The sequence below is a fragment of the Rhodococcus sp. SB1D genome (genome assembly GCF_048573875.1).
Taxonomy (GTDB): domain Bacteria; phylum Actinomycetota; class Actinomycetes; order Mycobacteriales; family Mycobacteriaceae; genus Rhodococcus_F; species Rhodococcus_F qingshengii.
Genome location: NZ_JBMAIQ010000009.1, coordinates 58,047 through 84,210, shown reverse-complemented (window position 1 = coordinate 84,210; position 26,164 = coordinate 58,047). Strand labels below are relative to the sequence as shown.

The window sequence follows — 26,164 nt, the reverse complement described above, 5'->3', positions numbered from 1 at the left end:
CAATTCATCCTCTAGTTCGGGTAAAGAGGGTTAGTTCGCCGGGCGAAGGGTAATCCAAGGCCATGAATACTTCCGGGGTAGAGATGGCTGGCACGCACGGCCGGTACCGGTCCTTGCCTCGGTCCGCCGGAATTACGCCACATCTACCTACAGGAAGCCCCTTGATCCCTCTGTCGAGTCCGACCGAAACCGAACTAACTCACGACTCCATCGCCTCGCTCCGCGTCCGCGCGTCGTACTCTCAACTTCCCACTCTGCGCGGAATCACCCGAACGGTTGCCAACAACACCGGACTCGATGTCGACGGAACAGCCGACCTTGCTCTGGCGATGGACGAAGTCGCGAGCATCCTCATCGGCCACGCGATACCGTCCAGCGACTTGACTTGCCGATTCGACACCGTCGGCCGCACACTTCGGACTGTCGTGTCCGTGATCGCGCACTCCGAGATACCCGACAAGTCGCACAGCTTCGGATGGTTCGTTCTCGAAGCGCTGGTCGATTCCGTCCGCTTGGAACAGTCGGAAATCGACGCGGACGGTCACATCACCCTGACGATGACGCTTGAAAAGGGCTTGCCCCAGGAGCGTGCGTGACCGCTGTCCCACCGGACAAGAAGGACCAGTACGAAACAGCTGTCGAACTGTTCGTCTCGATGGCCTCGCTTCCGCCGAATGATCCCAGCCGAGAAAAAATAACCACCTCGATCATCGAACTGTGCCTACCCCTGGCCACACACGTCGCTCGCCGGTACCAGGGGCGTGGCCAGCCTTTCGAGGACTTGGAGCAAGTTGCTCGCGTCGGGCTCATACAGGCCGTGCAGCGATTCGACGTCGACAAAGGATCGGATTTCCTGTCGTTCGCCGTCCCGACCGTCATGGGTGAGGTACGCAAGCATTTTCGCGATCACGGCTGGTCCGTGCGAGTGCCTCGTAGCCTTCAGGAACGGCACCTTGCCCTCAACCGGGCGCTCACGACTTTGTCCCAGACGCTCGGCCGTGCACCGACAGTCGCGGAACTCGCCAAGGAACTCGACATCGAACCGGACGAGGTCGAACAAGGTTTGACCGCCGGTAATTCGTACCGAACCACACCGCTCGACACCGCTTCCGCCGGCGACGGGAGTGGTCTGACTCTGATAGACACTTTGGGACAGTACGACGAAGCGATCAGTCGGATCGACAATCACGAAACCCTGCGGCCCGCGCTCCTGGCACTACCGGAGCGCGAGCGCACGATCGTCGTTCTCAGATTCTTCGGCCATCTCACCCAATCCCAGATTGCCGAAAAGGTCGGCATCTCTCAGATGCATGTATCCAGAATCCTCACTCAGTCACTGAAGCAGCTACGCACCGAGATGGGTGAAATCTTCTGAAGGTACGTCTCGAGGATCAGATGTATTCCTGCGCAAGACGTTCCAGCTCGTCTCGATCGATGAGACCGGGCTGGCCGATGTCGAGGGCCTCGAGATACTTGTTGGCGAGGCGGTAATCGTGCCCCCACCGGCCGTGCTCGCCGTCCTGCTCGGTGCGCTGCACACTGGAACCGGGCGGAACCTCGTCCCGCAAACCGTTGGTCTCCGCGCCGATCAGTGTGTCGAGCTTGGTCGAGATGGCCGTGAGTGCATCGCGGTCGTTCATCTGATTCCCTTCGTCCGGTGACGCTGATCTTCCACCATACCGAAGCGTCGAGCCAAAAACATTGCACCGCTTAATATTCGACCTCTCACCTGGACCGATTCACGCCCTCGAGCTACACTGAACGGTACCGAGGTTGAGAATACAGCCGGGGTTGAAGCCACTGGCGCTCGGTTCGCATCAAGGCTCTGGATCAGGTGAGTATTTCCTGCGCACATCTGTACTGTTCATTTCCATTGAGCTCTAAAGCTTTCCACGCCTGGACGCATTCACTTTCCGCGCCGCCAGATCGGTCGTCAGCCTTTCGATGAAAGCACACAGACCGGATCTGCCATGAATCTGAATGAACTCGACCACACACCGATCGATTCCATCGATCCCTCAACACAATTGGGGCCGATCGTGGAAACGCATGGTTTCGCGGCCTGGCGGATAGCGCCCTCGACAGTCCTGATCCGGGTCGACGTCGACCTCGACAAACTCTCCGCCCCAGAACTACGAGAACTTCTCAACTCGTACGCTGCGGAGTGGTCTCGCGTCATTCTGGACTTGTCCAACTCACTGTTCGTCGGTGCGGTCTGCCTCGAACTGTTCGCCGAGCTGAACTCCCGTTCGCGAGCCAACGACTTCCAGTGGGCCGCGATCGGGTCACACCCGCTTCGACGCTTGCTTCGCGCGGCGCGGGCGGAAGAGGAATTCCCGGTCACCAACTCTGTCGAGGGCGCAATGCGCGCGCTCGACGAAGCAGAGAAGTCACTCGAAGCCTCCTGACGCCACGGCTGCCCCGGCGTCGAGCGCCAGGCGCTCGCAGCGACTAAGGTTCGTCGGGCTGTCCGACGAGCTGAGAGAGACCGAGAATGACAATCGCCAAGCGCCTCGATGCCTTGCAACAGAAGCATCCGGCCCTGGGGTTCCCGATAGCGGTCCTCTACAAGTTCCTCGACGATCAAGGTGTTTATCTAGCCGCGCTGATCGCTTACTACGGCTTCGTCTCGCTCTTTCCTCTTCTTCTGTTGCTCTCGACCATTCTCGGCTTCGTGCTGTCGGGCAACCCTGAGCTTCAGCAACAGATCTTGGACTCCGCGCTGCATCAGTTTCCGGTGATCGGTGACGACCTGGGCAATGCGCAACAGATCGGCGGCGGTGTCACGGGTCTGGTGATCGGAATCGTCGGTGGTCTCTACGGTGGCCTCGGTGTCGCTCTGGCTTGCCAGAACGCGATGAACACGGTGTGGTCGGTGCCCCGAAACATGCGACCGGATCCCATCCGCGGGCGTCTCCAAGGGCTACTACTCCTCGGCACGATCGGTCTCGCGATCTTGGGGACCACCGCTGTCTCCAACATCGGCGGTGCGCTTCATCTGGGCGGTTCGTTCAGCTTCCTGCTGACCCTTGCGGTAGTCGTCTTGAATGCGGGCATCTTCATCGTCGCTTTCCGGCTCACCTGCGCCCGCCCGCTCTCGGTAGCCGATGTGGCACCTGGAGCGATCGCCGCTGCTGTTCTCTGGCAAGCACTTCAGTCCTTCGGTGCCCTCTATGTGACCTCTGTGGTGCGGGGTGCCTCCACCACCAATGGCGTCTTTGCCATCGTTCTGGGTTTGTTGGCCTTCTTGTTCCTCGCTGCAGCCTCGATCGTCATGTGCGCGGAAATCAACGTCGTGCGAGTCGACAAACTCCATCCGCGGGCGTTGTTGGCTCCGTTCACCGACAACACCGAACTCATCGAAGGCGATCGGCGCACCTTCGCCGATCAAGCAAAAGCACAACGCGCGGTTCCCCACGAGAACATCCATGTGACGTTCGACGGGCACACCAAACCCGACGATTCGGACTGATCTCGACCCCGATCGAGTTGGGTATTTGGTCCCCTCCTCGGTATCGGGGTGGCATTCTGCGCCGCGAATCCAGATTTAACACAGGTGTTGTCATTTCACGCTGCATCGAAGGGACGAATACATCACAGCAGGTGAACGCGCATAGTTGAACAATCACCTGCTTCCGACGTGGTCCCGGAACGGGACAAAGCCGTCAAATACTGCAACTCGCCATGCATGTAATTGGAGACAGAAAAAGAAGAGCATGGCAGGATCAGGTGTGAGACCGGACTCTCGATGGGAGGGCTCGGCTCGATGGATCCAGGAGAATTTGGTTATGGCTCAGGGCAGTGTCAAGTGGTTCAACGGTGAAAAGGGCTTCGGATTCATCGAGCAGGAAGGTGGCGGACCGGATGTGTTCGTTCACTACTCGGAGATCCAGGGCAGCGGCTACAAGTCCCTCGACGAGGGCCAGAAGGTCGAGTTCGAGATCGGACAGGGCCAGAAGGGCCCCCAGGCTCAGAACGTTCGCGCCATCTGAGTTCGATCCCAGTCTGACTTCAGACTGAAAAGGCTGGACGCTGCACCGCATGGTGCCGGCATCCAGCCTTTTCTTGGTTTCCGGATCGTCTTGGTTCACGGGTCGGGCTTGTTCCGAATTGGCACCGGTTACGTCGCTCTCGCCCGCTTCTTCTTGTGGGAGCTGTCGCAGAACGGCGCGATGCCGGTCCGCCCACATCGACACAATGCAACCGTAGAGCGCTTGTTCTCTATCGGAGTGCCGTCGTCACGGAGCAACTCGAAGTCACCACGCACCAGCAGCGGGCCGTCCGTGCAGGCGGTTATGGTGGAGTTGTTACCGGGAACACTCGGTGTTTCGGCAGATGACGATTCGGGAAACGCGGTCATATGTCCTCTTCAGTTCTCGATTCGGCCACTGGTGTGCCCACTTCCATGCCTGTTCCACAGGCCCGCGGCCCACTGAGCGCCACTCTCGTTTCCATTCTGCGCTCCTCGGCCGATCCGAGGGAGATTACGGCTGCCGCTGACGCGTACGAGGATGCACAGTCCACCGACCTCACCTACGACATTCTTCGTGACGACGACGCTCAGCTGACCCTGACGCTCCTCTACGAGCTTCATTTGCAGGGAATCGAGAACGTCTCGGACAAATGGGAGTGGAATCCCGACCTGCTCGCGGTGCGGTCTCGGCTCGAAGAGCGCTTCGAGTCCGCCATCGCGCAGCTCGTGGGGACAGTGGAGTCGTCTGGCGACGTCGTGGCCGACCTCTGGTCGATGACCGCCCCCAGTGCAGGCCCCGGTCTTGCGTCCTTCATGGCGAAGGATGCAACGATCGATCAGTTCTCGGAGGTGCTGATTCACCGTTCGCTCAATCAGCTCCGCGAGGCGGATGTGCACACCCTCGGAATTTCGCGCCTCTCCGGTGCCGTCAAGGCCGCCCTCGTCGAAGTGCAGAGCGACGAGTACGGAGGCGGCCGCGCAGAGCGAATGCATTCGCGTCTTTTTGCCGACACCATGCGGGCTGTAGGTCTTTCGGACCGCTACGGCCACTACATCGATTCTGTTCCCGCGGTAACGTTGGCGTCGTTGAATGCTCTCTCGCTCTTCGGTTTTCATCGCCGCCATCTCGGAACGCTGGTCGGGCACCTGTGCGCTGTCGAGACCACGTCTGCGCTGCCGAGCAAACGATACAGCGCAGGACTGCGCCGACTCGGATTCGGTTCGGACGCGACACTGTTCTACGACGAGCACGTGGAAGCGGATTCCGTTCACGAACAGATCGCCGTTCGGGAACTTGCCGGCGGTCTCGCCTCTTCGCAGCCGCACCGCACTGATGACATCTTGTTCGGCGCCGCAGCGTGCCTGGCGTTCGACGATCTTCTCGGCGATCACCTCACATCGAGTTGGGAGAAGGGCAAGACTTCGTTGCGCGAATGATCACGAGTTGTTCGATTTCCTGACCGGTGGTGATCAACCCTCGTGCCTCGAGCATGGTGCGCCTCTCGCGCATCACGGGCCCGAAGGGAACGTACTTCCGGGCTGAAATCTCTACGGCCATACCGTGTTCTTCGAGTATCGCCTCGGTCTTGTCGACCCCACACAGTACCGATTGCAAGAGAAGCAGTGTGCCGCCCGGGACGAGCACCTCGTGAACGGTGGCTGCGATCCTGTCGATGAGGGCGCGTCCGTCCTTGCCTGCGTCCCAAGCACGTTCGATTCCAGCGGTAGGGAGATCATCTGCAAGAGCAGGGACGTACGGCGGGTTGGAGATCACCAGATCGAAGAGTTCGCCGTGCACCGCCTCGGTGAGGTCGCCACGACGGGAGTCGATCGAGGTTCCGTTGAGGATCCCGTTGAGACGAGCATTGGCACACGCTCGGCGAGATATGTCGACCGCGACGACGTGGCCTGCGCCTGCCGCGGATGCCGCGACAGCGAGGGCGCCGGTCCCCGTGCACAGATCCAGCACCCGACTGCGAGCGGTGAGGCGCTCGAACAGCAGCGCATCCGCCAGTAACGACGTGTCGTGTTGCGGTGGATACACACCAGGTAAACGCAGGATCATCATCGGCTCCTCTTTTTCAGGCGACATCGCACATCGCTGCGTGCGGCTACCCAGGAACCTCGGATTTCATGCAACATCGAAACAAAGACCGCCTGGAACGGTTACATCGCCGCATTTTGCGGAGTAGACCTGAATCATGACAGGCAATGCGGACACCCCACAGGGAGCCGCGGCGTTTGCTTCCGCAGCAGATTCGCTCGACACCCTCGCCGAAGCGATTGCCGGACTCCGGTCCACTCTGAACACGGACGCGCATCTCGACTCCATGCTCCAACGTCTGGCCGAGACGGCGGTCAAAGCGCTGCCGGATGCCGATGCTGTCAGCGTGACGGTGCTGTCCGCCGATGGCCCACGAACTGCTGCATCTACCGCGGACTACCTTTCCGCGATAGACGATGCCCAGCATTCCGCCGATCGTGGTCCGTGCGTTGACGCCGCGCGCACCATGTCGTCGGTTCGGTCGAAGGTGGGTGATCACGACGACAAATGGCCGGAATTCACCGCCGAGGCCCGGAAACAAGGTGTCCGGTCCTACTTGTCCGTGCCGCTCACCATGGGCGAAGGAAGCACCGAACTTCTCGGCGCGTTCAACGTCTACGGATTCGCCTCGACAGAGTTCAAGCCCTTCGACGAAGAGTTGATGAAATTGTTCACCGCCGGTGCGGGCGCGGCGATCGCAGATTCACGACGCTGGCGTCAGGCACACGAGCACATCAAACAGTTGCACTGCGCCATGGAATCTCGTGCCGAGATCGAACAAGCCAAGGGCGTGCTGATCGCCATCCACGGCATCGACGCCGACGAAGCATTCAGCCGGCTCGTTCAGCAATCGCAGCACACCAACGTGAAACTGCACGAGGTGGCCCGGATGCTCGTCGATTCGGTGCGCCACCGCCGGTTCTGAAGATTCTTCGGTGCAAAACCCCGTTTTGCACCCGAAAGCACAGTCGCAAAACCCCGTCTTGTACCCCGCCGGCACATCTCTCAAACGTATCCAGAGATGTTTCACCGAAACAGTTTTCGACCTGCACGGCTGCTGGCGGTCGCGCGGCGGCACCCGTCCGAAATGTGGTTATCTGTTGAGAACCGGGACGAAAGAAGACCCGACCGTACCAGGGTGAGGAAAGGATCGTCACTGTGCCAATCGACCAGGTTCTTGTCGTAGTTCCCGCCCACAACGAAGCCGAAGACCTCCCCAATTGCCTTCGTGCACTCGCAACAGCGGCGTCGGCTTGCGTTGTCCCCGTCCGAGTGGTTGCCGTCCTCGACAACTGTTCGGACGGAACCGCGGGGGTCATCCCCGACGGGGTGGAAGTACTCCGCGTCGAGCATCAGAACGTCGGCCGTTCGCGAGCGACGGGTTTCTCTGCGTTCGGCTCGGATTTGGGGGCCTCAGCGTGGTTCGCCACGACCGATGCCGATTCGGTGGTCGGCCCCACCTGGATTGCGCGCCAATTGGAGTATGCGCGTACTGCGGACGTCGTCGCGGGCACCGTTCGCATCGCGGACTGGGAAGGCCATCCGCACTCCGTTCGCGAACGGTACGAACGTATGTACCACGCACATCCCTATGGTCGACACGGTCACGTCCACGGTGCCAACCTCGGTGTCCGCGCCGATATGTACTGGGACGTCGGAGGATTCTGCGATCTCGAAGAAGACGAGGATGTCGATCTCGTCCGGCGGTTGAGCGAGGCCGGTGCCTGTATCGCGTGGGCAGAGGACATTGCGGTCACCACGTCTGCGCGTCTCGACGGCCGAACTCCGGGCGGCTTTGCCGGACATATCCGTAACCTGGGTGGTACGACCGCCGATAACGAAGAAGCGGAGCTGGCACGATGAAACGACTACACACACTCCTGGACGCAGGTGGACTGTACTTGCCGCTGCCCGGCGGCGGCGCGACGGCCGCACGGTGGACCTCCCTGGCAGAGCTCACACGGGAGAATGTGGTTCTCGGCCGGATGGCTGAGGCTCACACCGATGCCGTCGCGATACTCACCGAACTCGACGGACCGGATCCCGAACCCGGGCAGCTGTGGGGAGTGTGGGCGGCCGAGCCACCCCAACCTGTGGTGAATGCGTCTGAGCACGTGGGGATCTGGACGCTCACCGGTCGCAAGTTGTGGTGTTCCGGCGCCAACACCTGCACGCATGCACTGATCACCGCCTTGGTCGACGGTGTCCCCTCCCTCTTCGCGGTCGAGCTCGGACTACCTGGGGTGCATCCCGTTCCCGATTCGTGGAAGGCCGTCGGTATGGCCGAAAGCGACTCCAGCGCGGTCGACTTCGACATGGTTCCGGCCATACCGGTCGGGACGGCAGGCGACTACCTGAGCCGCCCGGGGTTCTGGCACGGCGCGATCGGCGTGGCTGCATGCTGGTACGGCGGCGCCTGCGGCGTCGCTGATCCGTTGTACGACAAGGCTGCAAGCAGCGAAGACCCCTACGTACTCGCACACCTCGGTGCGGTCGATGCATCGCTCGCCGCAGCGCGCAACGCGCTCGCAGTCGCGGCGGCCGAGGTCGATGCGGATCCCTTCGACGAAAATGCCGAGGCCATGCAGCGGGCACTCCGTGTGCGCGCAATTGTCGAGCGCGCCGCTACCGAGACCCTGGATCGGGTGGGACGCGCTCTCGGCGCCGCACCGCTCTGCATGGACGCCGCGCACGCCGCACGGGTAGCCGATCTCACCGTCTACTTGCGGCAGAGTCACGCCGAGAAGGATCTCGCCGAGCTGGGCCGGATTGCAGCCAAGGGGAAACGGCCGTGGTGAACTCGAAACTGTTCGCGCAGAAGCCTGTCGACGACGGCGGTACTCCCGAATCGACATGGCGAGAGTGGGGAAGAAGTTTTCCGGAACTGGATCTCACCGGATGCTCACGATTGATCATCGTCGCTCCCCATCCCGACGACGAAATACTCGGTCTGGGCGGAACCGCTCTTCTGGCAATACTTTCCGGCATCAGTGTTCAGGTCGTATCTGTCACCGACGGCGGAGCTTCGCATCCCGATTCACCGACCGTGACTCAGCCCGAGATGGAACGCCGTCGACGGTCCGAGTCGGATCGGGCAGCGCGTGTCCTCGGAATTCCCACACCGGTTCGATTGAGCATCCCGGACGGAAAGATCGGCGAGAACCGACAGGAGTTGACCGACCGCCTCAGCTCGATTCTCGGTGATTCCTCGGCGGATACCTGGTGCGCCTCCACGTGGCGCGGGGACGGCCACCCGGACCACGAAGCCACCGGAGACGCGGCGGCGAGGGCGTGCGCGGACACTGGATCGCGCTTGATCGAGTATCCCATCTGGGCGTGGCATTGGGCCGCGCCGGATCATGCGGCAGTCCCGTGGGAAAGAGCACGAAAGGTGACCTTGCCCTCCGACGTTCAGGCTGCGAAATCTGCTGCCACCAATGAGTTCACTTCACAGATCGCTCCGCTTTCCGATCATCCCGCGGATGCACCCATCCTCCCCCGCCACGCGATGGAACGATTACTGAGGCCGTACGAGACGGTGTTCGTATGAGCGATCGTGAACTCCCCGCGGATTACTTCGCCAAGATGTATGCCGCACAGTCCGACCCATGGGATTTCGAATCCCGCTGGTACGAGCAGCGGAAGTACGCACTCAGTGTCGCTATGCTCCCGAAACCTCGATACCGTCGCGCATTCGAACCGGGGTGCTCGATCGGGATTCTCACCGAGAAGTTGTCCGAGCGCTGCGACAGCGTTCTCGCCACCGACATCGTCCCGACCGCACTCGAGAGCGCTCGAGCGAGGCTTACCGGACATGACTCCGAATTTCGGCTCTGGGCGTTGGGTGACGACTGGTCCGACGAAACCTTCGACCTCGTCGTCATCAGCGAAGTCGGCTACTACCTGACCTTCGAAAAGCTCATCGAGGCAATGCTGCAGGTCGTCGAGCATCTCGAGCCTGGCGGAACGCTGCTGTGCGCCCATTGGCGTCACGTCGTACCGGAGTACCCGCAAAACGGTGACGCCGTTCATTCGGCTGTGCGCCAGACGCCGGGGTTGGCGCAGTTCGCGTCGTACCAGGACGAGGACGTGCTGATCGATGTCTTCGTGAAGGGTCCGCCGTCACCACCGTCGGTAGCTCGTTCCGAAGGTCTGATCTAGTAGACCTGTGCGCGGTTGAGGAGTGTGGGGGCTCCTCAACCGCGCACGGGGGTCAGTCTCGCTGCTCCAACGCGAGGTCCGTATCCGACTGCAGTTCACCGACTTCGGACTTCAGGATCCGCATCGACCTGCCGAGGCCCCGGGCCGCGTCGGGCAGCTTCTTCGAACCGAACAGCACCACGAGCACTACTGCGACGATCGCCCAGTGAGTCGGGCTGAGCGCGCCCATCAGGCGGGTTCCTTGCCGTCGGGGTACACCGCATCGACCTCTACCTCGACGAGCCAACCGGCAACGGGCAGTCCGGCAACCTCGAGGGCGAAGCGGGTGGGCCGGGCGCTGTTTCGCTCGATCGGAGCGATCGGCTCGGCCGTGCCCATCGGCACCAACTCGGTGTCACCCGTGTCGAGATTGGTGTTGGCGAAGAACTGCCGGTACGCGCGATTCCATCCGGTGTAGTCGGCCTTGTCCGATCCCGGCGCGTTGTCGAGGAAGACGCGCATCGTCACGACGTCTTCGAGACTCAATCCCTGAGCTTCGAGGTTGTCGCGGATCTTCTTGAGTACATTGATGCCCTGCGCCTCGGTGACGGTGACACCGGTCGGCAGAACACCGCCGGAGAACTGACCGTCGATGTACGACTCCGGCGAACCTTCCGGCGCCGCCTTGTTTCCTGCCGACGGACCGATGCCGCTGGTCTTGTAGATTGCGGTGTCGCCGCCGATCGCGACGCCCTGAGCGATCATCGGGTTTGCCTGCCCCGCTTCGAGAATCGATTTCGAGACGAACGAACTCGATGTGGTCTCGGCGTCCGCCTCGTCAGACGAGCAGGCAGTGGCGAAGCCCAGTAGCGTAGTGGCGGCGAATGCCGCTGCAAGGACCTTGGTTCTGCGAGATTTCATGATGTGACCTCCAGAGAAAGTGATGGAAAACGAAGCACGTCAGGCAGTTTGCGCAACACGCTGATGCAGGTGGGTCACGACGTCCTGCGCGGACGTGAAGGCCCCGTGCTGCCAGGCGATGGCATTGGAGAGGTGATCGCCGGCGAAGTAGATCCGGTCGACGGGTTCGAGCAGCTTGGTGTACTCGGGAGTTGCCATGCCGCCGTGGGAATCTCCCGCGCCGGCCCATGATGCCCAGGCGGATTCCGAATACTTGGTGCGACGCCAGCTTCCGGAGAAGGACGACGAGATGTCGCGAGTGTATTTGTCGCCGTGGATTTCTGCGCCTTCGGCGATGGCCTTGGCCAGCCGCTGACGGTGGGTGAGCGATTCGAAAGCCTGTTGACGCTTACCCGAGCTGTAGTACGCGACGACGACGCCGCGGTCGGAGTTGTAGTGATCGTAGGGGAACATGATCTGGGAGATGTCGCGGTCGGTGTTGGACGCGCCACCGTAGATGCGGTCCTCGGTCTCCCACCACCGACGCGAGTATTCGATACCGAGCTTGCCCGACGACGACGGCTTGGCTGCATCCAACGCGAGCAGGATGTCGGAGGGCAGATTGTTGTTCAGCCGCTTGATCAAGTGCGGCGGGATCGTGCAGATTGCGTAGTCGGCGGTGATCGACTTGGATTTGCCGTCGACGACGTAGTCGACGGTGACGCCTTCCGGCACGTTCTTCATGCCGCTGACCTCGGCGCCGAACTCGATGTTGTCCATCCCGATCGCGTCCTGGAACTTGTAGTAGATCCGGTCCATGCCGCCGACGGGGGTCATCATCGTCATGGCCTGGTCGTAACCGAACTCGAAGGAGAATGCACGCCCGATGCCGCCCTGGATGACATCGCTCATCCCGAATGGTTCGATCTCGGTTCCGAAGTTGAGGCCGGCGCCCGGCTCCGCGGAGTGCCCTCGACGCGCGGATCCGACGTAGCGGCCGTCGCTGGAGAGATCGCCGAAATCGGTGAGGAAGGACGAGAGTGCTTCTTTGTCTTCCTTGCTCAAGACCTGGTCGAGAGCGCCCTGATTGGTGGCCTTCTGCAGCAGCTCGGACATGTATCCGTAGGTGTCGGCTTTGGCTGCTCGGTAGGTGATCGACTGATTCGCCAGCGGCTTGTTGCCGGTGTAGTTGACGAAGGTGTTCGCGTTCTGGTTTCCGAACATCTGCAGTTCGACGCCCAGTTCGCGGCAGTAGTCGATGGTGTTGTGATTTTGCGGAATACGCGTCGCACCGAGGTTGTAGAAGTGCCCCTCGGAGAACGAACAGGTCTGTGTCTCACCGTTCAGGTCGGTTTCTTCGGTGCCGTTGCGGATCGACCACACCCGACCACCCGGGCGGTTGCGTGCTTCGAGGACGGTGACCTTGTATCCGGCCTTCTGCAGTTCGTAGGCAGAGCACAGCCCGGACGGTCCGCCGCCGAGGATCACGACGGAGTGATTTCCCTTGACCTTTCCGATCAGGTCACCCGCAGCAGGTGCCTGAAATCGCCTCGGCGTCGACGCCACTGCCGGCGCCAGGCCGATGGACGACATAGCACCGAGTGCCAGGCCGGCGCCGCCGGTGATTCCCAGGCTGCGCATGAAAGATCTACGTGTGTATGGCATTCGAGCTCCCCAGTGTGCTCCCGGTGACCCGGGTGGTTGGTGTTGAACACAGACTTCAGGAGCGTTGGGTCCGGAACTTGACGCGCAGGAAACAGTCGGTGGGGACCGAGTGAGAAACGTGCGAGCGTTCGCATCTTGCTCTCTCACCCGAGTGCGATCAGCGGAAGCATGCCCGCAATATCGGCGTTACAGAACCGGACTAGCGTGACGCGACATGTCCGCTCTCACCGAAGCCATCGCGCGGTCCTTCACCACGCGCGAGAAGCAGCCCCCGGCGCGATCACCGCTGCGGGCGTTGGGCCGTCGGCAACTCTCGGGCGCCGAAGTGCTGGCCCAGTCGGTGGCAACCACTGCCCCTGCTGTGTCGATGGTCGTTCTGCCCGTCACCATGCTGACACACGGTCGATTGTTGAGCGGGATGATCACCATCATCGCGGCCACCGTGCTGGTGACGCTCATAGCCTTCTGCGTTTCGCAGTTCACTCGCCGAATGGCTGCGTCGGGCGGATTGCACAGCTTCGTCTTTCGTGGCCTGGGCACCCGGGCAGCATTGACCACCGGCATCGCCATGCTGGTCAAGTACGTCGGCAGCGCGGTGATGACGCTCTATCACGGCGGACAGGCCGCAATCGCATTGCTCGGCTTCGCGGGTGTGCACGTGGACAAGACTTTTCACGTCATCGCGCTCTATCTGGGGATAGCCTTGCTGATTCTCGGCGCTCTCGTGCGAAGTGTCAGATTTGCCGCGCTCGCGATCCTCGTCGTCGAAAGCTGTTCACTTCTGTTCATCGTCGGGCTCATGATCCTGGGCGGTTCCGGAAGTCAACAAGCACAGATCGTTCCACCCACCTCCGGCCACGGGTTGTTACTCACCGCCCTGGCTGCCGTGTTCGCTCTCGCCGGATTCGAGAGCGCGGCCTTCTTCGGCCCCGAGGCCCGTCGTCCGCTGGTAACCGTCACCCGCACAGTCCTTCTCACTCCGATCATATGTGGATCGCTCTTCATCTTCGCGGGCTGGGCCGCTTGGTCCGGGCGCAGTGACACCCTCGTCAACGCCTATCTCCACGGAACGGCGACGGGCGTGAGCCCCGGTGTCGTGATCGCGCTCAACGTCGGTCTGGGGTGCTCGTGGCTGGCGTCCTCGATGGCGTCGTCCAATGCTGCGTCACGCCTGGTCTATTCGTTCGGTGTCGAGCGCCTACTCCCCCGCCGGTTCGCCTCGGTTCACAGTGCCTTCCGTACGCCCTACTTCGCATTGACTACCGTGGTCTGCACCGTCCTGCTGGGCGGCGGAACCTTTGCCGTTCTCGGGCGCGGAGAAATCTTCGACGACGTTCGACTGACTGTTCGCGGCGCCGTCATCGTGGCCTATGCACTGACGGCTATCGCATCCGTTGTCTTCCTGACACGGATCGGCGAGCACACTCCCGGCGTTCTCGCGGCCGCGTCGTGTGGCAGTGGTGCCGGAGCGATAGTCCTCGGTTACCTGGTTTATGCCAACACGATCGACCACGCGTACGTTGCACCGATCGCCGTGCTCGTGATCCTGACTTCGGGCACACTCTGGCAGTTCTACCTGCGACGCCGAAGCCCCAAAAGTCTGCTGCACGTCGGAGCTTTCGACAGTCCCGAAACCGAGGACGTACTACCAGGAGCTGGGGTGTTCGCCACCGACGCAGCCGGAAACATCGTGCTGGTGGGCGAGCCGACTGCCGGCGCCCGCTGATGGTGGGCCGACCACGCGACCTCGGTGGGCACGAACCCCGAGCGGTTCAGCGCGCCCTTGCCCTCCTCGAGTCGGCGGCCAGGCTCGGATCGGGAGCCACCGCCAAGGACATTGCCGCCCTGGCCGACATCCCACCTGCCACTGCGTATCGGTTACTCAACATCCTTGTCGCCGACGGTTACCTGGTTCGGATCGCCGACCTCTCCGGCTTCGCACTGGGCCGACGCACCCGTGAATTAGCCGGGGCTGCCGCCGAACCCACACCCATCGACAATTCGGTGCTCCTCGAAGAACTCCGCGAGCAGGTACGGTTCGGCGTCTACCTCGCGTCGTTTGCAGAAAACAGAATTCGGCTCGTCGATCGCGATCCCGACCACGAACTCAGTGGTGAACGGACACTGGCCACAGCCGTTCACGCGTCGGCTATCGGGAAGCTGCTCCTCGCCAACCGACCCGAATTGGCCGAGGCCCCACTGCGAAAGGTCACCGCACACACCATCACCGACGGCGACGCGTTGGAACTCGAGCTCTCTCGGATCCGGCGCGGTGAGGCCGCCCGTGAGGTCGACGAGATTCGTGTCGGACGCTCCGCCGTCGCCGTCCCGATCCACGACGCGGAAAGGTGTGTCGTCGGTGCCTTGGCTGCGATAGGTCCGACCGGCAGACTTTCCGTCGACGACGCAGACCTGGTGGCACTGCTGCGGGAGTACGCGGAACGCATCGTTGCACCGACGATGTCGAAGGCAAGCTGAATTCAGAGGCCGAACACACGTTTGGCAAAGCCGAGATGCTCGTCGGCCCAGCCGATGACGCCGAGCGTGGAATCGAGATTCTGCGGCGGAGTGCGCACCAAGGTGTCGCGTCGGACGAGTCGGTCGAAATCGACCTGTGCACGGTCGAACTGGACCCCGGCCGTGACCATGATGTTCGCCAGTTCTTGCGCCATCACCCCGTACGCGACTGTCGTGGGATGAACGCCGTCGAGCGAGAAGAGACCGCCCGAAGTGCGGCCGCCGCGACCGTCGGCGGAGAGGAACAGCGAGTCCGGCACGGGTTGCAAGTCGGTCAGCGCCTTGGGAAGGGGGTACGGCGTCCACCATGACGGCCGCGCATTGACGTCGGTGACGTAGCGCCGTGAGGCCACGCGCTCGAGCAACCCGGCAATATCGCAGAGGTACCAGTCCTTCCCCACCCGACGGGCATTCGCGACGGCTTGCTCGATTCCGTCGTTGTACATGTCGATTGCGCTGTCGACGGCCCATGCCTGCGCGCCGGTGATGTGCTGATCGCGTTGTGGGTCGAAGTCGGTGTCGCGCACCCACGGTCGTGCGTAGTACGGGAAGTAGCGGGATCCGATTTCGATCTTCCCCCCGAGCCCGTGGGCGATCGGTGCGATGGTCACGTGTGGGACAGTGCAGAGGATGACGTGCTGCGCGTTGATCTTCCGGATCGCGGCGAGCACCTCGGCATACTCCGACGCGAAGTGCTCAGGCCGCCACACCGTGTAGTCGCGCTTGCCGACCGGATCACGGAAGTTGTTGCCGCTCCACTCGACTCGAAGTTCGGTGACGGTGCGGAGCGCGTTGTTGGCACCGAGGAAGACGATCAGAGTTTCGATGCCTTCCTTGCCCAACTCCGCTGCTGCGTCGAACGCGGTCATACGCTTCTCGGCGTCGGAGCCTCGCGGCAGAACTCGCAGTGCGGCGCGCTCGCCGTTGTTCTCGACGATCTGGCTGATCAAATCGTCGTGCGGTTGGTGAAGAGCATCCTCGCAGCCCTGCGCCGTCTTGGTCAGAGCGTCACGAAGATCCCACCCGTACACCGAGAGGTTGTGGTTGATTGCCGAGAACGTCGGCGCTTCGCTGCCCGGTCCGCGTTCCCAGTAGTCCTCTACCTGATCCATGAACGCGCGCGCAGCAAAGAGTGCGAGCGGCACCTCCCAGAGGTCGAGCCGTGGGCCGAAGCGCTCCTCGAGGGTGCGGAGCAACAGTTCGATGTTGAGCGGAAGCCCGCCCGGGCCGCCGTAACGGGGAAAGCGGAACTGGTCGAGCCGGCCCAGCTGGTGAGCAATGATCGCCGGATACGACAGATCGGTATTGAAGATCGCCCCGCTCTGGAATCCCTGCGACAGCGAATCGCCGATGACCACCAACCGGTGGGGAGCATCTCCCCCTGGCGGAACTACCGGAATCCCCACTGTGGGATCGAACTGCGGAACCCTTGGTCCGCCGGCGGCCGCGGCCACGACGTCGTCGGGAGTATCGGATGGAAGTTCCATGCCCACTCACCTCCGGAAAAGTCCAGCTGGTCAGCTGATCAGTGGTGGCTTACGCCGATCGGCATTGTCCTGCTCCGATTGCTTCTCGATCGACCTGACAACCTCGTCGGCCCACTGTTGATTTCGCCCGTCGAATTCCGCGCGGTCCCGACGCGCGATACCCCGCCCCACCAGGATGGCAATCGGAATGGAACACACGACCCATACGAGTAGTACGCCTCCGACAATCCACCACATAACCAGTAATTGTGCCCGATTCGACGACTGTTGTGCTCCAGGTCGAAACATCTGTCCGAATCGTGGCGGTCAATCCAGTTGAGCGCGCAGGTCAGAAACGATCTGCGTCGACGGTTTCACGGGCTTTGCGAACCTGATTCCAACCACGAGCGGCGATGCCGAAGGCAACAAGCGACATCAGATCCGAGACCGTCAGACCGTGTTCTCTGTTCAACGACCACAAGACCTGACCTTCCAGCGGTCCATTGAAGAACAGCCACGCCACCCCTGCACAGACGGTCAAAACAACACTGGCTTTGGACGGCTTCATCAAACACACGGTGCTGGTCACGAACAACAAGTTCATGAAAACCAGACCGTAGAAAATTCCGATCATGCGACTCCCCCCGAAGTTCGTTCGTTCAGCCGCGGTTGAAGTTCAGGTACGCCTTCGACGGTGTCGGGCCGCGCTGGCCCTGGTATTTGGATCCGGCCTCGGAGCTTCCGTAGGGGAACTCTGCAGCGCTCGAGAGCTTGAGCAGGCAGAGCTGTCCGATCTTCATTCCCGGCCAGAGCGTGATCGGCAGGTTTGCGACATTGGACAGCTCCAGTGTGATGTGGCCGCTGAAACCCGGGTCGATGAAGCCGGCGGTGGAGTGCGTCAAAAGGCCCAGGCGCCCGAGGCTCGACTTACCTTCGAGGCGGCCGGCGAGGTCGTTCGGCAGTGAGCACACTTCGAGAGTCGAACCGAGAACGAACTCGCCGGGGTGAAGTACAAACGGCTCGCCCTCTGCCGGCTCGACCAGGCTGGTCAACTCGTCCTGGCGAAGTGCCGGGTCGATGTGCGTGTACCGCGTGTTGTTGAAAACCCGAAACAGACCGTCCAGTCGGACGTCGACGCTCGACGGTTGCACCATGGAGTCGTCGAAAGGGTCGATACCCAGACGTCCAACGGAGATTTCGGCACGGATGTCACGATCGGAGAGCAGCACAGGTAGAGGTTACCGGTTCTGCGGGCAGTGCCGGCCCATCGCCGGGGCGATCACACTGTGGTTACCGAACACGATGCGCGGGTTCTGGACTCCCACGGGAGAGCCCAGCCCCACCTATCTCAAGTTCTCCATCCCGAAAGGTGTTCCTGCGCACAAATTTTGGTCAAATCATTTACCGAAGGCGCTGACTTCCACACGCCTGTGTTGATCAATGACGGCCGGGGACACCGCTGCTTGAAAGCTCGTCTGATAATGTTCGGAAAGCATGTTGGTCGGCGGTGAAAACACGTCCGGTCGGCTGCGACGCCGATGTAGTTCAATGGTAGAACATCAGCTTCCCAAGCTGAATACGCGGGTTCGATTCCCGTCATCGGCTCCACAGATTCTCCGCAGTTCAGAGCCCTTTTGGGGCAGTCGAACTTCGCTTGTTTGGGACCCAATCCTGTGACAGGTACACGGCAGGTACACAACCCCCTCCATTCAGTGATCAGTCAATGTGAATCCAACGAAAATGGGGGTGCTAGAGGACCGCGTCTCGGAATTCTGCAGTTCATCGATGCAGTCCGACTGGTCGTCCCCCGGCCTGAATCGGTGTCCATTGCGCGCACTGTCAGGAGAGTGCTGTCGACCTCGAAGCCGATGGTCGCCGGTACCTCGGTTCGTTTGCCGTCCATCAGTGATTCGAGCGCGACTACCAACCGATGGGGTTGGAAACTGTCTCCGCTCGGACTCCGCGCGCTTATCAGTTGAAGTTTTTGAAACCGATCTGCCGTAGCGCACCCGGACACCGGGGACCACAACTCACGCAAGAATGCAGATCTTCTCACAATCACAACTGTGAAAATACCCAAGTCCGTCAAAAATCACCTTCGAAAAGAATCAAGTACGTATTCTTCCTCAGTATCGGACGCCCTAACCGTAAGTGCCAATGTAAGACCATCGCTCTGCACGGATCCGGAGAGCCGGATAAAGCTCGAAGAAATACCCCAGTTTCGAGGAATGTCACATTAGCGTCGTGCTACCTTCCCGACGATCTTTAGAAACCGGCAGATTGGCCCCAATTCGATAGAAGGCCGTAGGTGTCCAGAGTCGAAACCTTATTCCCCGCAAGCATCGCAGCGCCTTCCCTGGTTATGACGTTCGGAGCTACGGCTTCTCACGCAACTCCCAAACCGGGCAACTTTGGCGCAGGTGCTTCTGGTGGACCTTGGTTGGTGGACTACAACTCCTCGAATCGCCTCGGATATCTCAGGACAGTCACCTCATTCGGTCCAGGCTCGCCCGCTTACATTGCAGGTCCCAATTTCGATAGCAGGACATCTGCCCTGTATGCAGTAGCGAATCTTGCCGGGCCCTAGACGGAGCGAGGAGGTGAATTCAAATGGATAACGTCCTCTTTGCTATCGTCAACATGATCGTGGCGATGGCGAACGGTTCCACGATCCCCTTCTCATTAGAAGGCGCAGGGCCACTAACCGCTCCCGACTTGTAGAGAAGATCGGCCGACCGCATGTGGATGACATTTTCAGCTCTGCCTGAAACCTGCATATCAGAAGATGCGTGGATCGTGCGGTGGTCACAAACATAAGCTCCCCTACCTGGCCAGGAAGGGGAGCTTATGTTTGACAGGTCTCAAATAGTCGGTCGAGGCCGCCCCGAATAGGATCAGCAACCGAATGTCACAGCGCCGACTGGTTTGATCACGCGAGTGTGCACCGTGAGCAGAATTCACACAGAGGTCGATTAATGTGCATCTGCTGAATCAGCCTTCTCAGCTCCGTTTGATCGAATACGTCTGCTGGCTCGAGTGCCCTTGCCACGGTGAGGCAAGCTACCGATCTCGGACGCGGGCGGGCGCTGTCTCTTGATGTTGATGTTGACCACGATGGACCTGTACCTAGTTGGCACTGACCAATTTAGGTCGTCGAACAGGTAGCCGGTGGAAGCGCTTCGCTCTTCGGCGTGATCATGAGCGGCCGCTATGTGGTGAGGATCGGTCGGTCTCCTCTTGAAATGTAGTCGGCAAATCGTTCAATTCCTGCTTGTGAGAAGCTTCCTCGGCCTGCGCGTTTAAGTGCGGCTTCGACGAATGGGAGCGGTTTCCTGCGGTATGTGCGGTAGATGCTGTCGAGTACTGGTTGCAGTGCCCGGCGTGCGAGGTCTGCTGTTTCCGGGTCTGAACCCCCGAATTTCACTGTCACATTCGGCATAGATACCCCTGCTGGTCGAGTGTCCGATTCCCTGGCCGGAAGCGTACGTATCGGGATTGCGAATCAGTACAGAAACACCAAAACAGGGCGCTAAGTCCCTACTTGCGGTGGATACGACTCCGTCTTTGGGTTGACGAAAAACAGCCCGACCGCGGTGTGCGGTCCGGCTTCTGTTCTACGACTGCGGGTTACGACCGGAAGCCGAGGCTTCTGGTTTCGCAGGCTTCACGTTGGGTGGCGAGTTGCAGATGACGACGGTGTTTGCGTCAACGCGTGGTGAACTCCCCTGCTACAACGTCCATGCAGAATGACCCCGCGACATAGTTGCCGCCTTCGACGAGGTGGCCGAATTCATTGAGGCGATATCTACCGGCCACCCGAAGGTGCCCCGTCCCGTGGTCGACCACTACTGGCGTTCCACGGTTCCGCAGAAGTTCATGCCTGTGCGCAGCGCCCCGGGGATCTGGAAGTTGTAACTGGTCTGAATCCAAGCTGTTCCATCAGCCACTGCGATGAATGTCCCGATGGGTAGCGCTCGGAGACCCAAGTCATCGGTGCCAGATTCCGCGATCTCATTGCCAACATGCCCCACGACGTTCTATGGTTCATTACATGAGTAATGAACCAGTGAACATCGGGCATCGATCATCGTGATCGACGACGGACGACCACTGTTCCAGCAGATCGCCGAGCAGATCGAAGGCTCGATCATCGACGGCTCCCTGCCGGAAGACGGGCAGGTGCCCTCAACCAACGAACTGGCGGCGTTCCACCGAATCAATCCGGCGACGGCAGCCAAGGGCCTCAATCAGCTCGTAGGCGAGGGGATCCTCTACAAGAAACGGGGAATCGGAATGTTCGTCACGGTCGGTGCCCGCGACGCACTCAGGTTCAGACGCCGAGAAGCGTTCGCGCGCCAGTACATCGAGCCGCTGGTCGCGGAGGCCGACCGGCTCCAGATTTCCCTCGGCGAACTCAAATCCATGCTGGACGACAGGAAGGCGGACCGATGAACGCAAGCACGACAACGACCGAGCCCCGAGTCAGGCGTTTCGACGAAACTGAACTTGTCGCCTCGATGCGCTCCGTGGACAGAAAGTACGGGGATGTCGACGCGCTCGCGGACGTCTCGTTCGAGATCAGCCGCAACAAGATCTACGGTCTGCTCGGCCGTAACGGCGCAGGCAAGACGACGATCATGCAGATACTGACCGGGCAGGACCTGCACACCCGCGGCGACGTCGAGGTATTCGGCGCTGCCCCTTTCGAAAATGCCGACGTCCTGGCAAACGTGTGCTTCGTCAAGGAAAGCCAGACGTACCCCGAAGACCTCAAGGTCAAGCACGTACTCGTCGCCGCCGGCCATCTACTCCCGAATTGGGACCACGCGTTCGCCGAGACACTGCTCGACGACTTCCAACTTCCCCTCTGTCGCAAGGTGAAGAAGCTTTCACGCGGCATGCGGTCGGCATTGGGGGTGATCATCGGACTCGCCTCCCGCGCGCCCCTGACGCTTTTCGACGAGCCGTATCTCGGTCTCGATGCCGTTGCACGCCAACTGTTCTACGATCGCCTGCTTGCGGACTACGCCGAACATCCTCGCACTGTGGTGCTTTCGACTCACCTGATCGACGAGGTAGCCAATCTACTCGAGCACGTGATTGTCGTCGACGGCGGCCGGATTGTCGTCGACGCAGACGCGGATGCACTGCGTAGCCGCGCCGTGGTGGTATCCGGTCCCATTGATGCGGTGGATGCCGTTGCTGCGTCCGGCAGGGTCCTGCGCCGGGAGACACTGGGCGCCCACAGCCGAATCATGTTGCAGGCCGATGTGACAGAGACCGAGCGAAACCGACTGCGGGAGGCTGGAGTCCAAGTGGAACCGGCATCTTTGCAGGAACTTGTCATCGCGACTTCGACGCAGCGCAAGGAGATCACCGTATGAGTATCGCAACGACAGAGCCACGGACGGTCCCGAAGACGCCCGCTCGGTCCAGGATCGGTGCCGTCCTACAACTGCACACGGTCGCGTGGCCGTTGCTGATCGCCTGGCCGGTGGGCATCCTGTTGATCTCGTTCCTGATCAGCTTCACTATCTACGCGATCGTCGGGAACGAGGAGGGTGAAGGATTCACCGGCAGTGTGTTCTCGGTCTACGGTTTCGTGCTGGCGTTCTACCTCCAGTCGATGACGCAGACGTTCCCATTCGCGCTCGGACTGAGCGTGACCCGCCGCGAGTTCTTCACTGCCACCACGGTTATGGCGCTGGCACAGTCCGCAGTCTTCGCAATCGCGCTGCAACTGCTGTCCGTGCTGGAGTCCGCCACCAACGGCTGGGGTGTGCACATGCGCATGTTCGGCATCGCACGCTATTTCACCGACAACACCGCCGTACAGTTGCTCGCACTGTTCGCGACGCTGCTGCTGACCAGTTCGATCGCAATGCTGGCAGGTGCTATCTACCAGCGGTGGAGGATCACCGGTCTACTCGCCTCCCTCACCGGGCTTTTCGGCTTGCTCGGCTTGTCAGCGATCGCGATCACCTGGGCTGGGTGGTGGCCGGCGATCGGTTCGTGGTTTGTCGATACTCCCCGAGTGGTACCGATGGCGCTACTCCCTCTGGCCCTTGCCATCGCGTGCATCGCCGGAGCCTGGGCGACGTTGCGTCGAGCAACGCCGTGACCGCGCAATCATGTGCGACGCCACATGTCGCGTCGTTTCGAAGTGCTCGTCGGATCAAACCCGTCTAGACAGCTCGTCCCCCTCCCTGAGTCAGGAAGGGGGACGAACGTCGCAACAGGGTGCTACCTCGTCCCCGATTTGGTCCGCTCTACTGCCGAGCCACCCGCTCGACAAAACTCGAAGCCCGCAGCACCAGTTCATCTTTCCGGTTCTGGCGCGCAGCGGCGGCATCGTAGCCGGCATACGGGAGCGGGGGGTCGTTACGAACATTGGACGAGCACTGGAAGTCTCGGCAGATCAGTGTTCCGACCGTGCTGCCACGTCGACCGGCGGGCCCGGCCAACTTGGCGCCGTAGAAGACGACCTCGTTGGGGAGTCGCGTGTCGCGGCACCAGGAGCACTGGGCGCGCGATCGCGGAGTGGCCTCGGCTTGAACGAGCAAGACTCCGATGGTCTCCCCGTCGAGTGTCGGGACGATCGCGTAGGCGCGTCGGCCCATTTTCGGATCTCGCCAGCCCAGGTAGTCGAGAGCGTCGAAGTCGATGGTGCCGAAGCCGTCCGGCAGGGTGAGATCGGACTTCTCCTTACGACTCGCGTTGACGAGGCTGGAACGAATAGATGTATCGGTCAAAATGATCATGGGTGTATACCAATCGTGGCTCGGTGAAGGTGGGTACAGCTCATGGCCCGATCAGCACCAAGTGCTGTCGGGTCCGAAATGCGCTATCTGTCGCCGGCGAAGACGACGCCGACAACCCCCTCACGCCCATGGGGCGTCACCGTGTACGTATCCACACCGCGATGGTAGCTACAGGCCTGCGTTACAGGCCACTCGATTTATCAGTCACGCCATACCGCCGTGAACTCGTACCAAGGTCCGCCGAGGTGAGTTGCGGAGAAATCATCGAACCCCGATGGTGGGCCGCTGGGCGAGTACACCCACCCACTCGAGGTGATGAACATGCTGTCGTTGTCGATGAAGTGGACCTCATCCGGCCGCACGACATGGGCACTACTGATATCGAACTGGCCGATCTCGAGCTCTTCCACGGTCGATTCAGGCTGCTCCAAAAGACCAATCGCGATGGTCTCGAACTCTCCGCTCTTGTCGAGGAAAGTTGCCGGCGGCATCAACAACACCAGAGCTACTGCAGCGATGACGGCGATCGGGGAGGACAGAATCCACCACGACCACCGCCGGTCCTGGCCAAGGACATAGAGGGTGCGGATCGCCCACACCAGACCGACCACGATCAAGATGAGCAGAGCCGCGGCGCTGACGAGGAAGGGATCCAACCATCTGTACTCCCCGAACGGCGAAGGCCACCAACCGTAATGCCGGCAGACCAACGCAATGAGCGGAACAACGGTGAATGCCAAAAGAATCGGCCCCGGTGGCTTGGACGACTCCGGAGGGTCAGCTACCAACCATTCACCCAGCGACTTCGGCCTTCTCATCACCCCACCGTATCTGCAGGTCATGGCAAACTCAGCTAAACGGCGAATACCTTTGCAGTACAAGCACTCTCGTTCCACTCACAACAACCAACGCAGCGATCGGCACTCTCGCCGCAACCGACACAGATGGACAAACCTCACAATTCGCAGATTCAACGTGCCGATCATGCGACAATCGGACGGTGAACGAGACCGCGAGTGGAGTTTCGCACCCGCACCGACCGCGACTGCTGAGCGTCGGCGTCCTACTCTCCGCCGCCCTCCTGTGGTCCACTCCCCTCGCCGCTGCCGCGCCCACCGAACCTGGGCCGGCCAGTTGCATATCATTCGGAACCGCCCAACTGCCACCAGGTGCGCCCTCCGGTGGAGGTCGAGTCGGGTTGGCAAACCTACCGACATTCACCGGTTCAACCGCCCCCAGCTCGGTCCAGATCCGCACGCCAACTACGCAATTCAATCGTTTCTGGGACTTCGCGCTAGTCGACCACGACTTACTCGCTCGGCCGCGAGAGACAGGCGCATCAACGGCTCAACCGTGGCGTTTCGTGCCGATGCCCGAGTGCCTGCGTGGACGACTGGTCGGGATATCACTGGACGACGACGAACTCGTCGCGGTCGACGACAACGGCTGGATCTACACGATGGACAACGCATCCCAGGATCCGCTGGTGTGGAATTGGACCTCGGCATGGGGCGCACCGCTGTGGAGCGGTCCCGGCCGACAACTCCCCGGAGACCACCCGAACGGGTGGGCACTGAGCGTCTCGTCGCCTTGGGACAACCAAACTTTCACCGACGTCGCAGGGCGGATTCACTTCGTCGGACTCGCCAAGATGACGATGATCCCCACGTTGACCGGGGACGGCAGCCGGATAACCTACGCGGACCCGTGGCTGCCCAACGACGACAGCTACGAGATCGGCGGCCCGCTCGGCGGGCGATTCCAGGCGGACTCGCTGTCGGCGGCCGGATCAACCACTTTCGTGATGAACAAGTACGGCGACATGTACACCCGCACATTTGATTTCGATTCTTCGGGATCGGACTCGATCTTCTTCCGCTACAGCTGGGAAGATCAGTCGGACAAGCCGTCGGCACCCAACCTCGTGGCCGAAACACTGGACCGCAGCACCGCCGCGATCCAACTTCCGGCCCCCGACTGGGTGCACCAGCCCAAAATTCCCGGTGAAGTTACATCCGCGATCAGTGTGCACTCACTCGGTCCCGGCCCGAACCGGCGGGAGTTGCGTGTCGAGGGTCTCCGCGGCGCCGAATCCGGCTTCTGGCACAAGGATCTCGTCGGCGGCGACTGGGAGTTCACACCGACCGGCGCGTCCCTCCTCGGCACACTGATCGAAAACGCGCCGACAGACCGGTCGACGGATACCCTGTCCCCCGCTGCCCCCTGGCACTTGTCCACGACCTTGCCCGCCCGCGACGGTGCCATCGACGGTCAGACTCTGATCGACATCGGGTTTCCGTACTCTGTGGTGGATCCGCGCATGCTCGACGCGATCGGCCAGCACGCACAACCGTCCGGATACCGACTGGACGTGGACCATTTCGACCCGGTCGCCACCACGCGGACCGCGACCGTGACTGCACCGGATGGCACGGTTCTTCCGGTCGTCCTGCACACCGCCGACGGACTACGGATGACTCCCCGCGCATCCGGCCTCGATGCCGATCCGCGCCACCTCGTCGGGGCAATCGAGATCCCGTCGGACGCGTACGCGGATCGGGCATCGAACCCCGCTCTGGACGCGTTCGTGCAGGACTGGATGCACGGAAACCCCATTGCCGCGATCACGCTCAGCGCCACCGACCACGACTTGGTGATCCGCTAGCCGAAAACAGCGCCGTCCACCATGTCGCCTCGA

29 protein-coding genes and 1 tRNA gene are annotated in these 26,164 nt (G+C 61.3%); 18 read left to right on the top strand and 12 right to left on the bottom strand.

Features of this window, described 5'->3' with window-relative positions; all coding sequences use genetic code 11:
* The first annotated feature begins 161 nt into the window (after nucleotides 1-161).
* Nucleotides 162-596, top strand: coding sequence for an ATP-binding protein (locus tag ACN50D_RS20155; protein ID WP_003943620.1), 435 nt, complete (start codon nucleotides 162-164; stop codon nucleotides 594-596).
* Nucleotides 593-1,375, top strand: a complete 783-nt coding sequence (locus tag ACN50D_RS20150) for a SigB/SigF/SigG family RNA polymerase sigma factor (RefSeq protein ID WP_003943639.1) — start codon at nucleotides 593-595, stop codon at nucleotides 1,373-1,375. Before ACN50D_RS20155 ends, ACN50D_RS20150 begins: the two co-directional genes overlap by 4 nt.
* A 16-nt stretch (nucleotides 1,376-1,391) precedes the next feature.
* On the opposite strand, the gene ACN50D_RS20145 is transcribed toward ACN50D_RS20150, so the two are convergent.
* Nucleotides 1,392-1,640, bottom strand: coding sequence for a hypothetical protein (locus ACN50D_RS20145; RefSeq protein WP_003943680.1), 249 nt, complete (start codon nucleotides 1,638-1,640; stop codon nucleotides 1,392-1,394).
* Between the two features lie 330 nt (nucleotides 1,641-1,970).
* Between ACN50D_RS20145 and ACN50D_RS20140 the strand changes: the two genes are divergently transcribed.
* From ACN50D_RS20140 to ACN50D_RS20130, 3 genes are all read left to right on the top strand, one after another.
* On the top strand, nucleotides 1,971-2,408 hold the full coding sequence (locus tag ACN50D_RS20140) for an STAS domain-containing protein (protein WP_116057117.1): 438 nt from the start codon (nucleotides 1,971-1,973) through the stop codon (nucleotides 2,406-2,408).
* A gap of 86 nt (nucleotides 2,409-2,494) precedes the next feature.
* Nucleotides 2,495-3,472: a YihY/virulence factor BrkB family protein gene (locus ACN50D_RS20135; protein ID WP_003943713.1), complete on the top strand. Its 978-nt coding sequence runs from the start codon at nucleotides 2,495-2,497 to the stop codon at nucleotides 3,470-3,472.
* Between the two features lie 316 nt (nucleotides 3,473-3,788).
* Nucleotides 3,789-3,992: a cold-shock protein gene (locus tag ACN50D_RS20130; RefSeq protein WP_003943666.1), complete on the top strand. Its 204-nt coding sequence runs from the start codon at nucleotides 3,789-3,791 to the stop codon at nucleotides 3,990-3,992.
* A 128-nt stretch (nucleotides 3,993-4,120) separates the two neighbouring features.
* Here ACN50D_RS20130 and ACN50D_RS20125 read toward each other — a convergent pair whose 3' ends face one another.
* On the bottom strand, nucleotides 4,121-4,360 hold the full coding sequence (locus ACN50D_RS20125) for a CDGSH iron-sulfur domain-containing protein (RefSeq protein WP_212633945.1): 240 nt from the start codon (nucleotides 4,358-4,360) through the stop codon (nucleotides 4,121-4,123).
* Between ACN50D_RS20125 and ACN50D_RS20120 the strand changes: the two genes are divergently transcribed.
* Nucleotides 4,361-5,410, top strand: a complete 1,050-nt coding sequence (locus ACN50D_RS20120; RefSeq protein WP_042452317.1) for an iron-containing redox enzyme family protein — start codon at nucleotides 4,361-4,363, stop codon at nucleotides 5,408-5,410.
* Here the strand turns inward: ACN50D_RS20120 and ACN50D_RS20115 are convergent.
* Nucleotides 5,367-6,065, bottom strand: coding sequence for a HemK2/MTQ2 family protein methyltransferase (locus ACN50D_RS20115; RefSeq protein WP_037131016.1), 699 nt, complete (start codon nucleotides 6,063-6,065; stop codon nucleotides 5,367-5,369). The two genes, ACN50D_RS20120 and ACN50D_RS20115, sit on opposite strands and share 44 nt — an antisense overlap.
* Before the next feature lie 109 nt (nucleotides 6,066-6,174).
* Here ACN50D_RS20115 and ACN50D_RS20110 point away from each other — a divergent pair, with 109 nt between their 5' ends.
* The 5 genes from ACN50D_RS20110 (at nucleotide 6,175) to ACN50D_RS20090 (ending at nucleotide 10,178) form a co-directional block, all read left to right on the top strand.
* The gene (locus ACN50D_RS20110) at nucleotides 6,175-6,942 is read left to right on the top strand and encodes a GAF and ANTAR domain-containing protein (protein WP_212633944.1); all 768 of its coding nucleotides are present in this window, start codon (nucleotides 6,175-6,177) and stop codon (nucleotides 6,940-6,942) included.
* A 233-nt stretch (nucleotides 6,943-7,175) separates the two neighbouring features.
* Nucleotides 7,176-7,880: a glycosyltransferase gene (locus ACN50D_RS20105; protein WP_042452319.1), complete on the top strand. Its 705-nt coding sequence runs from the start codon at nucleotides 7,176-7,178 to the stop codon at nucleotides 7,878-7,880.
* Complete coding sequence (locus ACN50D_RS20100; protein WP_212633943.1) at nucleotides 7,877-8,815, top strand: acyl-CoA dehydrogenase; 939 nt, start codon at nucleotides 7,877-7,879, stop codon at nucleotides 8,813-8,815. The genes ACN50D_RS20105 and ACN50D_RS20100 overlap by 4 nt, the downstream gene beginning before the upstream one ends.
* Nucleotides 8,809-9,567 carry a PIG-L deacetylase family protein gene (locus ACN50D_RS20095; protein WP_003943643.1) on the top strand — a complete coding sequence of 253 codons (759 nt, stop codon included), beginning with the start codon at nucleotides 8,809-8,811 and terminating at the stop codon, nucleotides 9,565-9,567. Before ACN50D_RS20100 ends, ACN50D_RS20095 begins: the two co-directional genes overlap by 7 nt.
* Complete coding sequence (locus ACN50D_RS20090) at nucleotides 9,564-10,178, top strand: class I SAM-dependent DNA methyltransferase (RefSeq protein ID WP_058227582.1); 615 nt, start codon at nucleotides 9,564-9,566, stop codon at nucleotides 10,176-10,178. Before ACN50D_RS20095 ends, ACN50D_RS20090 begins: the two co-directional genes overlap by 4 nt.
* Before the next feature lie 52 nt (nucleotides 10,179-10,230).
* Here ACN50D_RS20090 and tatA read toward each other — a convergent pair whose 3' ends face one another.
* Genes tatA through ACN50D_RS20075 form a run of 3 tightly spaced genes read right to left on the bottom strand, consistent with a single transcriptional unit; the run spans nucleotide 10,231 to nucleotide 12,698 of the window.
* Nucleotides 10,231-10,407 carry a Sec-independent protein translocase subunit TatA gene (gene tatA / locus ACN50D_RS20085; protein ID WP_003943732.1) on the bottom strand — a complete coding sequence of 59 codons (177 nt, stop codon included), beginning with the start codon at nucleotides 10,405-10,407 and terminating at the stop codon, nucleotides 10,231-10,233.
* The gene (locus tag ACN50D_RS20080) at nucleotides 10,407-11,078 is read right to left on the bottom strand and encodes a Rid family hydrolase (protein ID WP_047269035.1); all 672 of its coding nucleotides are present in this window, start codon (nucleotides 11,076-11,078) and stop codon (nucleotides 10,407-10,409) included. The genes tatA and ACN50D_RS20080 overlap by 1 nt, the downstream gene beginning before the upstream one ends.
* 39 nt (nucleotides 11,079-11,117) lie before the next feature.
* Nucleotides 11,118-12,698: a flavin monoamine oxidase family protein gene (locus ACN50D_RS20075; protein ID WP_063314892.1), complete on the bottom strand. Its 1,581-nt coding sequence runs from the start codon at nucleotides 12,696-12,698 to the stop codon at nucleotides 11,118-11,120.
* Between the two features lie 238 nt (nucleotides 12,699-12,936).
* Between ACN50D_RS20075 and ACN50D_RS20070 the strand changes: the two genes are divergently transcribed.
* Both ACN50D_RS20070 and ACN50D_RS20065 read left to right on the top strand, forming a co-directional pair.
* On the top strand, nucleotides 12,937-14,448 hold the full coding sequence (locus ACN50D_RS20070; RefSeq protein ID WP_042452324.1) for an APC family permease: 1,512 nt from the start codon (nucleotides 12,937-12,939) through the stop codon (nucleotides 14,446-14,448).
* The gene (locus ACN50D_RS20065; RefSeq protein ID WP_212633942.1) at nucleotides 14,448-15,200 is read left to right on the top strand and encodes an IclR family transcriptional regulator; all 753 of its coding nucleotides are present in this window, start codon (nucleotides 14,448-14,450) and stop codon (nucleotides 15,198-15,200) included. Before ACN50D_RS20070 ends, ACN50D_RS20065 begins: the two co-directional genes overlap by 1 nt.
* A 2-nt stretch (nucleotides 15,201-15,202) precedes the next feature.
* On the opposite strand, the gene ACN50D_RS20060 is transcribed toward ACN50D_RS20065, so the two are convergent.
* The 4 genes from ACN50D_RS20060 to dcd form a co-directional block, all read right to left on the bottom strand.
* A complete protein-coding gene (locus ACN50D_RS20060; RefSeq protein ID WP_212633941.1) occupies nucleotides 15,203-16,726 on the bottom strand; it encodes a hypothetical protein in 1,524 nt (507 codons plus the stop codon).
* 30 nt (nucleotides 16,727-16,756) lie between these two features.
* Nucleotides 16,757-16,963 carry a hypothetical protein gene (locus tag ACN50D_RS20055; protein WP_007726530.1) on the bottom strand — a complete coding sequence of 69 codons (207 nt, stop codon included), beginning with the start codon at nucleotides 16,961-16,963 and terminating at the stop codon, nucleotides 16,757-16,759.
* Between the two features lie 91 nt (nucleotides 16,964-17,054).
* Nucleotides 17,055-17,339, bottom strand: coding sequence for a hypothetical protein (locus tag ACN50D_RS20050; RefSeq protein WP_212633940.1), 285 nt, complete (start codon nucleotides 17,337-17,339; stop codon nucleotides 17,055-17,057).
* A 25-nt stretch (nucleotides 17,340-17,364) separates the two neighbouring features.
* Nucleotides 17,365-17,934, bottom strand: coding sequence for a dCTP deaminase (gene dcd / locus ACN50D_RS20045; protein ID WP_003943702.1), 570 nt, complete (start codon nucleotides 17,932-17,934; stop codon nucleotides 17,365-17,367).
* Nucleotides 17,935-18,239: 305 nt separating this feature from the next.
* Between dcd and ACN50D_RS20040 the strand changes: the two genes are divergently transcribed.
* From ACN50D_RS20040 to ACN50D_RS20025, 4 genes are all read left to right on the top strand, one after another.
* Nucleotides 18,240-18,313: transfer RNA gene (locus ACN50D_RS20040), tRNA-Gly, on the top strand.
* A 2,481-nt stretch (nucleotides 18,314-20,794) separates the two neighbouring features.
* Nucleotides 20,795-21,157 (top strand): GntR family transcriptional regulator, encoded by a 363-nt coding sequence (locus ACN50D_RS20035; RefSeq protein ID WP_007726518.1) that lies wholly within the window; start codon nucleotides 20,795-20,797, stop codon nucleotides 21,155-21,157.
* Complete coding sequence (locus ACN50D_RS20030) at nucleotides 21,154-22,089, top strand: ABC transporter ATP-binding protein (RefSeq protein WP_042452339.1); 936 nt, start codon at nucleotides 21,154-21,156, stop codon at nucleotides 22,087-22,089. Before ACN50D_RS20035 ends, ACN50D_RS20030 begins: the two co-directional genes overlap by 4 nt.
* Nucleotides 22,086-22,826: a hypothetical protein gene (locus ACN50D_RS20025; protein WP_007726514.1), complete on the top strand. Its 741-nt coding sequence runs from the start codon at nucleotides 22,086-22,088 to the stop codon at nucleotides 22,824-22,826. Before ACN50D_RS20030 ends, ACN50D_RS20025 begins: the two co-directional genes overlap by 4 nt.
* 148 nt (nucleotides 22,827-22,974) lie before the next feature.
* On the opposite strand, the gene ACN50D_RS20020 is transcribed toward ACN50D_RS20025, so the two are convergent.
* Nucleotides 22,975-23,466: an FBP domain-containing protein gene (locus ACN50D_RS20020; protein WP_007726512.1), complete on the bottom strand. Its 492-nt coding sequence runs from the start codon at nucleotides 23,464-23,466 to the stop codon at nucleotides 22,975-22,977.
* A 200-nt stretch (nucleotides 23,467-23,666) separates the two neighbouring features.
* Complete coding sequence (locus tag ACN50D_RS20015) at nucleotides 23,667-24,284, bottom strand: DUF1109 domain-containing protein (protein ID WP_212633939.1); 618 nt, start codon at nucleotides 24,282-24,284, stop codon at nucleotides 23,667-23,669.
* 182 nt (nucleotides 24,285-24,466) lie between these two features.
* On the opposite strand from ACN50D_RS20015, the gene ACN50D_RS20010 reads away from it, so the two are divergent.
* Entirely contained in the window at nucleotides 24,467-26,131 is a 1,665-nt protein-coding gene (locus ACN50D_RS20010; RefSeq protein ID WP_232329998.1) for a hypothetical protein, read from the top strand.
* The last annotated feature ends 33 nt before the right edge of the window (nucleotides 26,132-26,164 follow it).

What these genes read in the sequence shown, in the direction of transcription:
- ACN50D_RS20145 (WP_003943680.1), bottom strand. Translation starts at nt 1,640, where the DNA reads ATGAACGACCGCGATGCACTCACGGCCATCTCGACCAAGCTCGACACA.
- ACN50D_RS20140 (WP_116057117.1), top strand. Translation starts at nt 1,971, where the DNA reads ATGAATCTGAATGAACTCGACCACACACCGATCGATTCCATCGATCCC.
- ACN50D_RS20135 (WP_003943713.1), top strand. Translation starts at nt 2,495, where the DNA reads ATGACAATCGCCAAGCGCCTCGATGCCTTGCAACAGAAGCATCCGGCC.
- ACN50D_RS20130 (WP_003943666.1), top strand. Translation starts at nt 3,789, where the DNA reads ATGGCTCAGGGCAGTGTCAAGTGGTTCAACGGTGAAAAGGGCTTCGGA.
- ACN50D_RS20125 (WP_212633945.1), bottom strand. Translation starts at nt 4,360, where the DNA reads ATGACCGCGTTTCCCGAATCGTCATCTGCCGAAACACCGAGTGTTCCC.
- ACN50D_RS20120 (WP_042452317.1), top strand. Translation starts at nt 4,361, where the DNA reads ATGTCCTCTTCAGTTCTCGATTCGGCCACTGGTGTGCCCACTTCCATG.
- ACN50D_RS20115 (WP_037131016.1), bottom strand. Translation starts at nt 6,065, where the DNA reads ATGTCGCCTGAAAAAGAGGAGCCGATGATGATCCTGCGTTTACCTGGT.
- ACN50D_RS20110 (WP_212633944.1), top strand. Translation starts at nt 6,175, where the DNA reads ATGACAGGCAATGCGGACACCCCACAGGGAGCCGCGGCGTTTGCTTCC.
- ACN50D_RS20100 (WP_212633943.1), top strand. Translation starts at nt 7,877, where the DNA reads ATGAAACGACTACACACACTCCTGGACGCAGGTGGACTGTACTTGCCG.
- ACN50D_RS20090 (WP_058227582.1), top strand. Translation starts at nt 9,564, where the DNA reads ATGAGCGATCGTGAACTCCCCGCGGATTACTTCGCCAAGATGTATGCC.
- tatA (WP_003943732.1), bottom strand. Translation starts at nt 10,407, where the DNA reads ATGGGCGCGCTCAGCCCGACTCACTGGGCGATCGTCGCAGTAGTGCTC.
- ACN50D_RS20080 (WP_047269035.1), bottom strand. Translation starts at nt 11,078, where the DNA reads ATGAAATCTCGCAGAACCAAGGTCCTTGCAGCGGCATTCGCCGCCACT.
- ACN50D_RS20075 (WP_063314892.1), bottom strand. Translation starts at nt 12,698, where the DNA reads ATGCGCAGCCTGGGAATCACCGGCGGCGCCGGCCTGGCACTCGGTGCT.
- ACN50D_RS20070 (WP_042452324.1), top strand. Translation starts at nt 12,937, where the DNA reads ATGTCCGCTCTCACCGAAGCCATCGCGCGGTCCTTCACCACGCGCGAG.
- ACN50D_RS20065 (WP_212633942.1), top strand. Translation starts at nt 14,448, where the DNA reads ATGGTGGGCCGACCACGCGACCTCGGTGGGCACGAACCCCGAGCGGTT.
- ACN50D_RS20060 (WP_212633941.1), bottom strand. Translation starts at nt 16,726, where the DNA reads ATGGAACTTCCATCCGATACTCCCGACGACGTCGTGGCCGCGGCCGCC.
- ACN50D_RS20055 (WP_007726530.1), bottom strand. Translation starts at nt 16,963, where the DNA reads ATGTGGTGGATTGTCGGAGGCGTACTACTCGTATGGGTCGTGTGTTCC.
- ACN50D_RS20050 (WP_212633940.1), bottom strand. Translation starts at nt 17,339, where the DNA reads ATGATCGGAATTTTCTACGGTCTGGTTTTCATGAACTTGTTGTTCGTG.
- ACN50D_RS20030 (WP_042452339.1), top strand. Translation starts at nt 21,154, where the DNA reads ATGAACGCAAGCACGACAACGACCGAGCCCCGAGTCAGGCGTTTCGAC.
- ACN50D_RS20025 (WP_007726514.1), top strand. Translation starts at nt 22,086, where the DNA reads ATGAGTATCGCAACGACAGAGCCACGGACGGTCCCGAAGACGCCCGCT.
- ACN50D_RS20020 (WP_007726512.1), bottom strand. Translation starts at nt 23,466, where the DNA reads ATGATCATTTTGACCGATACATCTATTCGTTCCAGCCTCGTCAACGCG.
- ACN50D_RS20015 (WP_212633939.1), bottom strand. Translation starts at nt 24,284, where the DNA reads ATGAGAAGGCCGAAGTCGCTGGGTGAATGGTTGGTAGCTGACCCTCCG.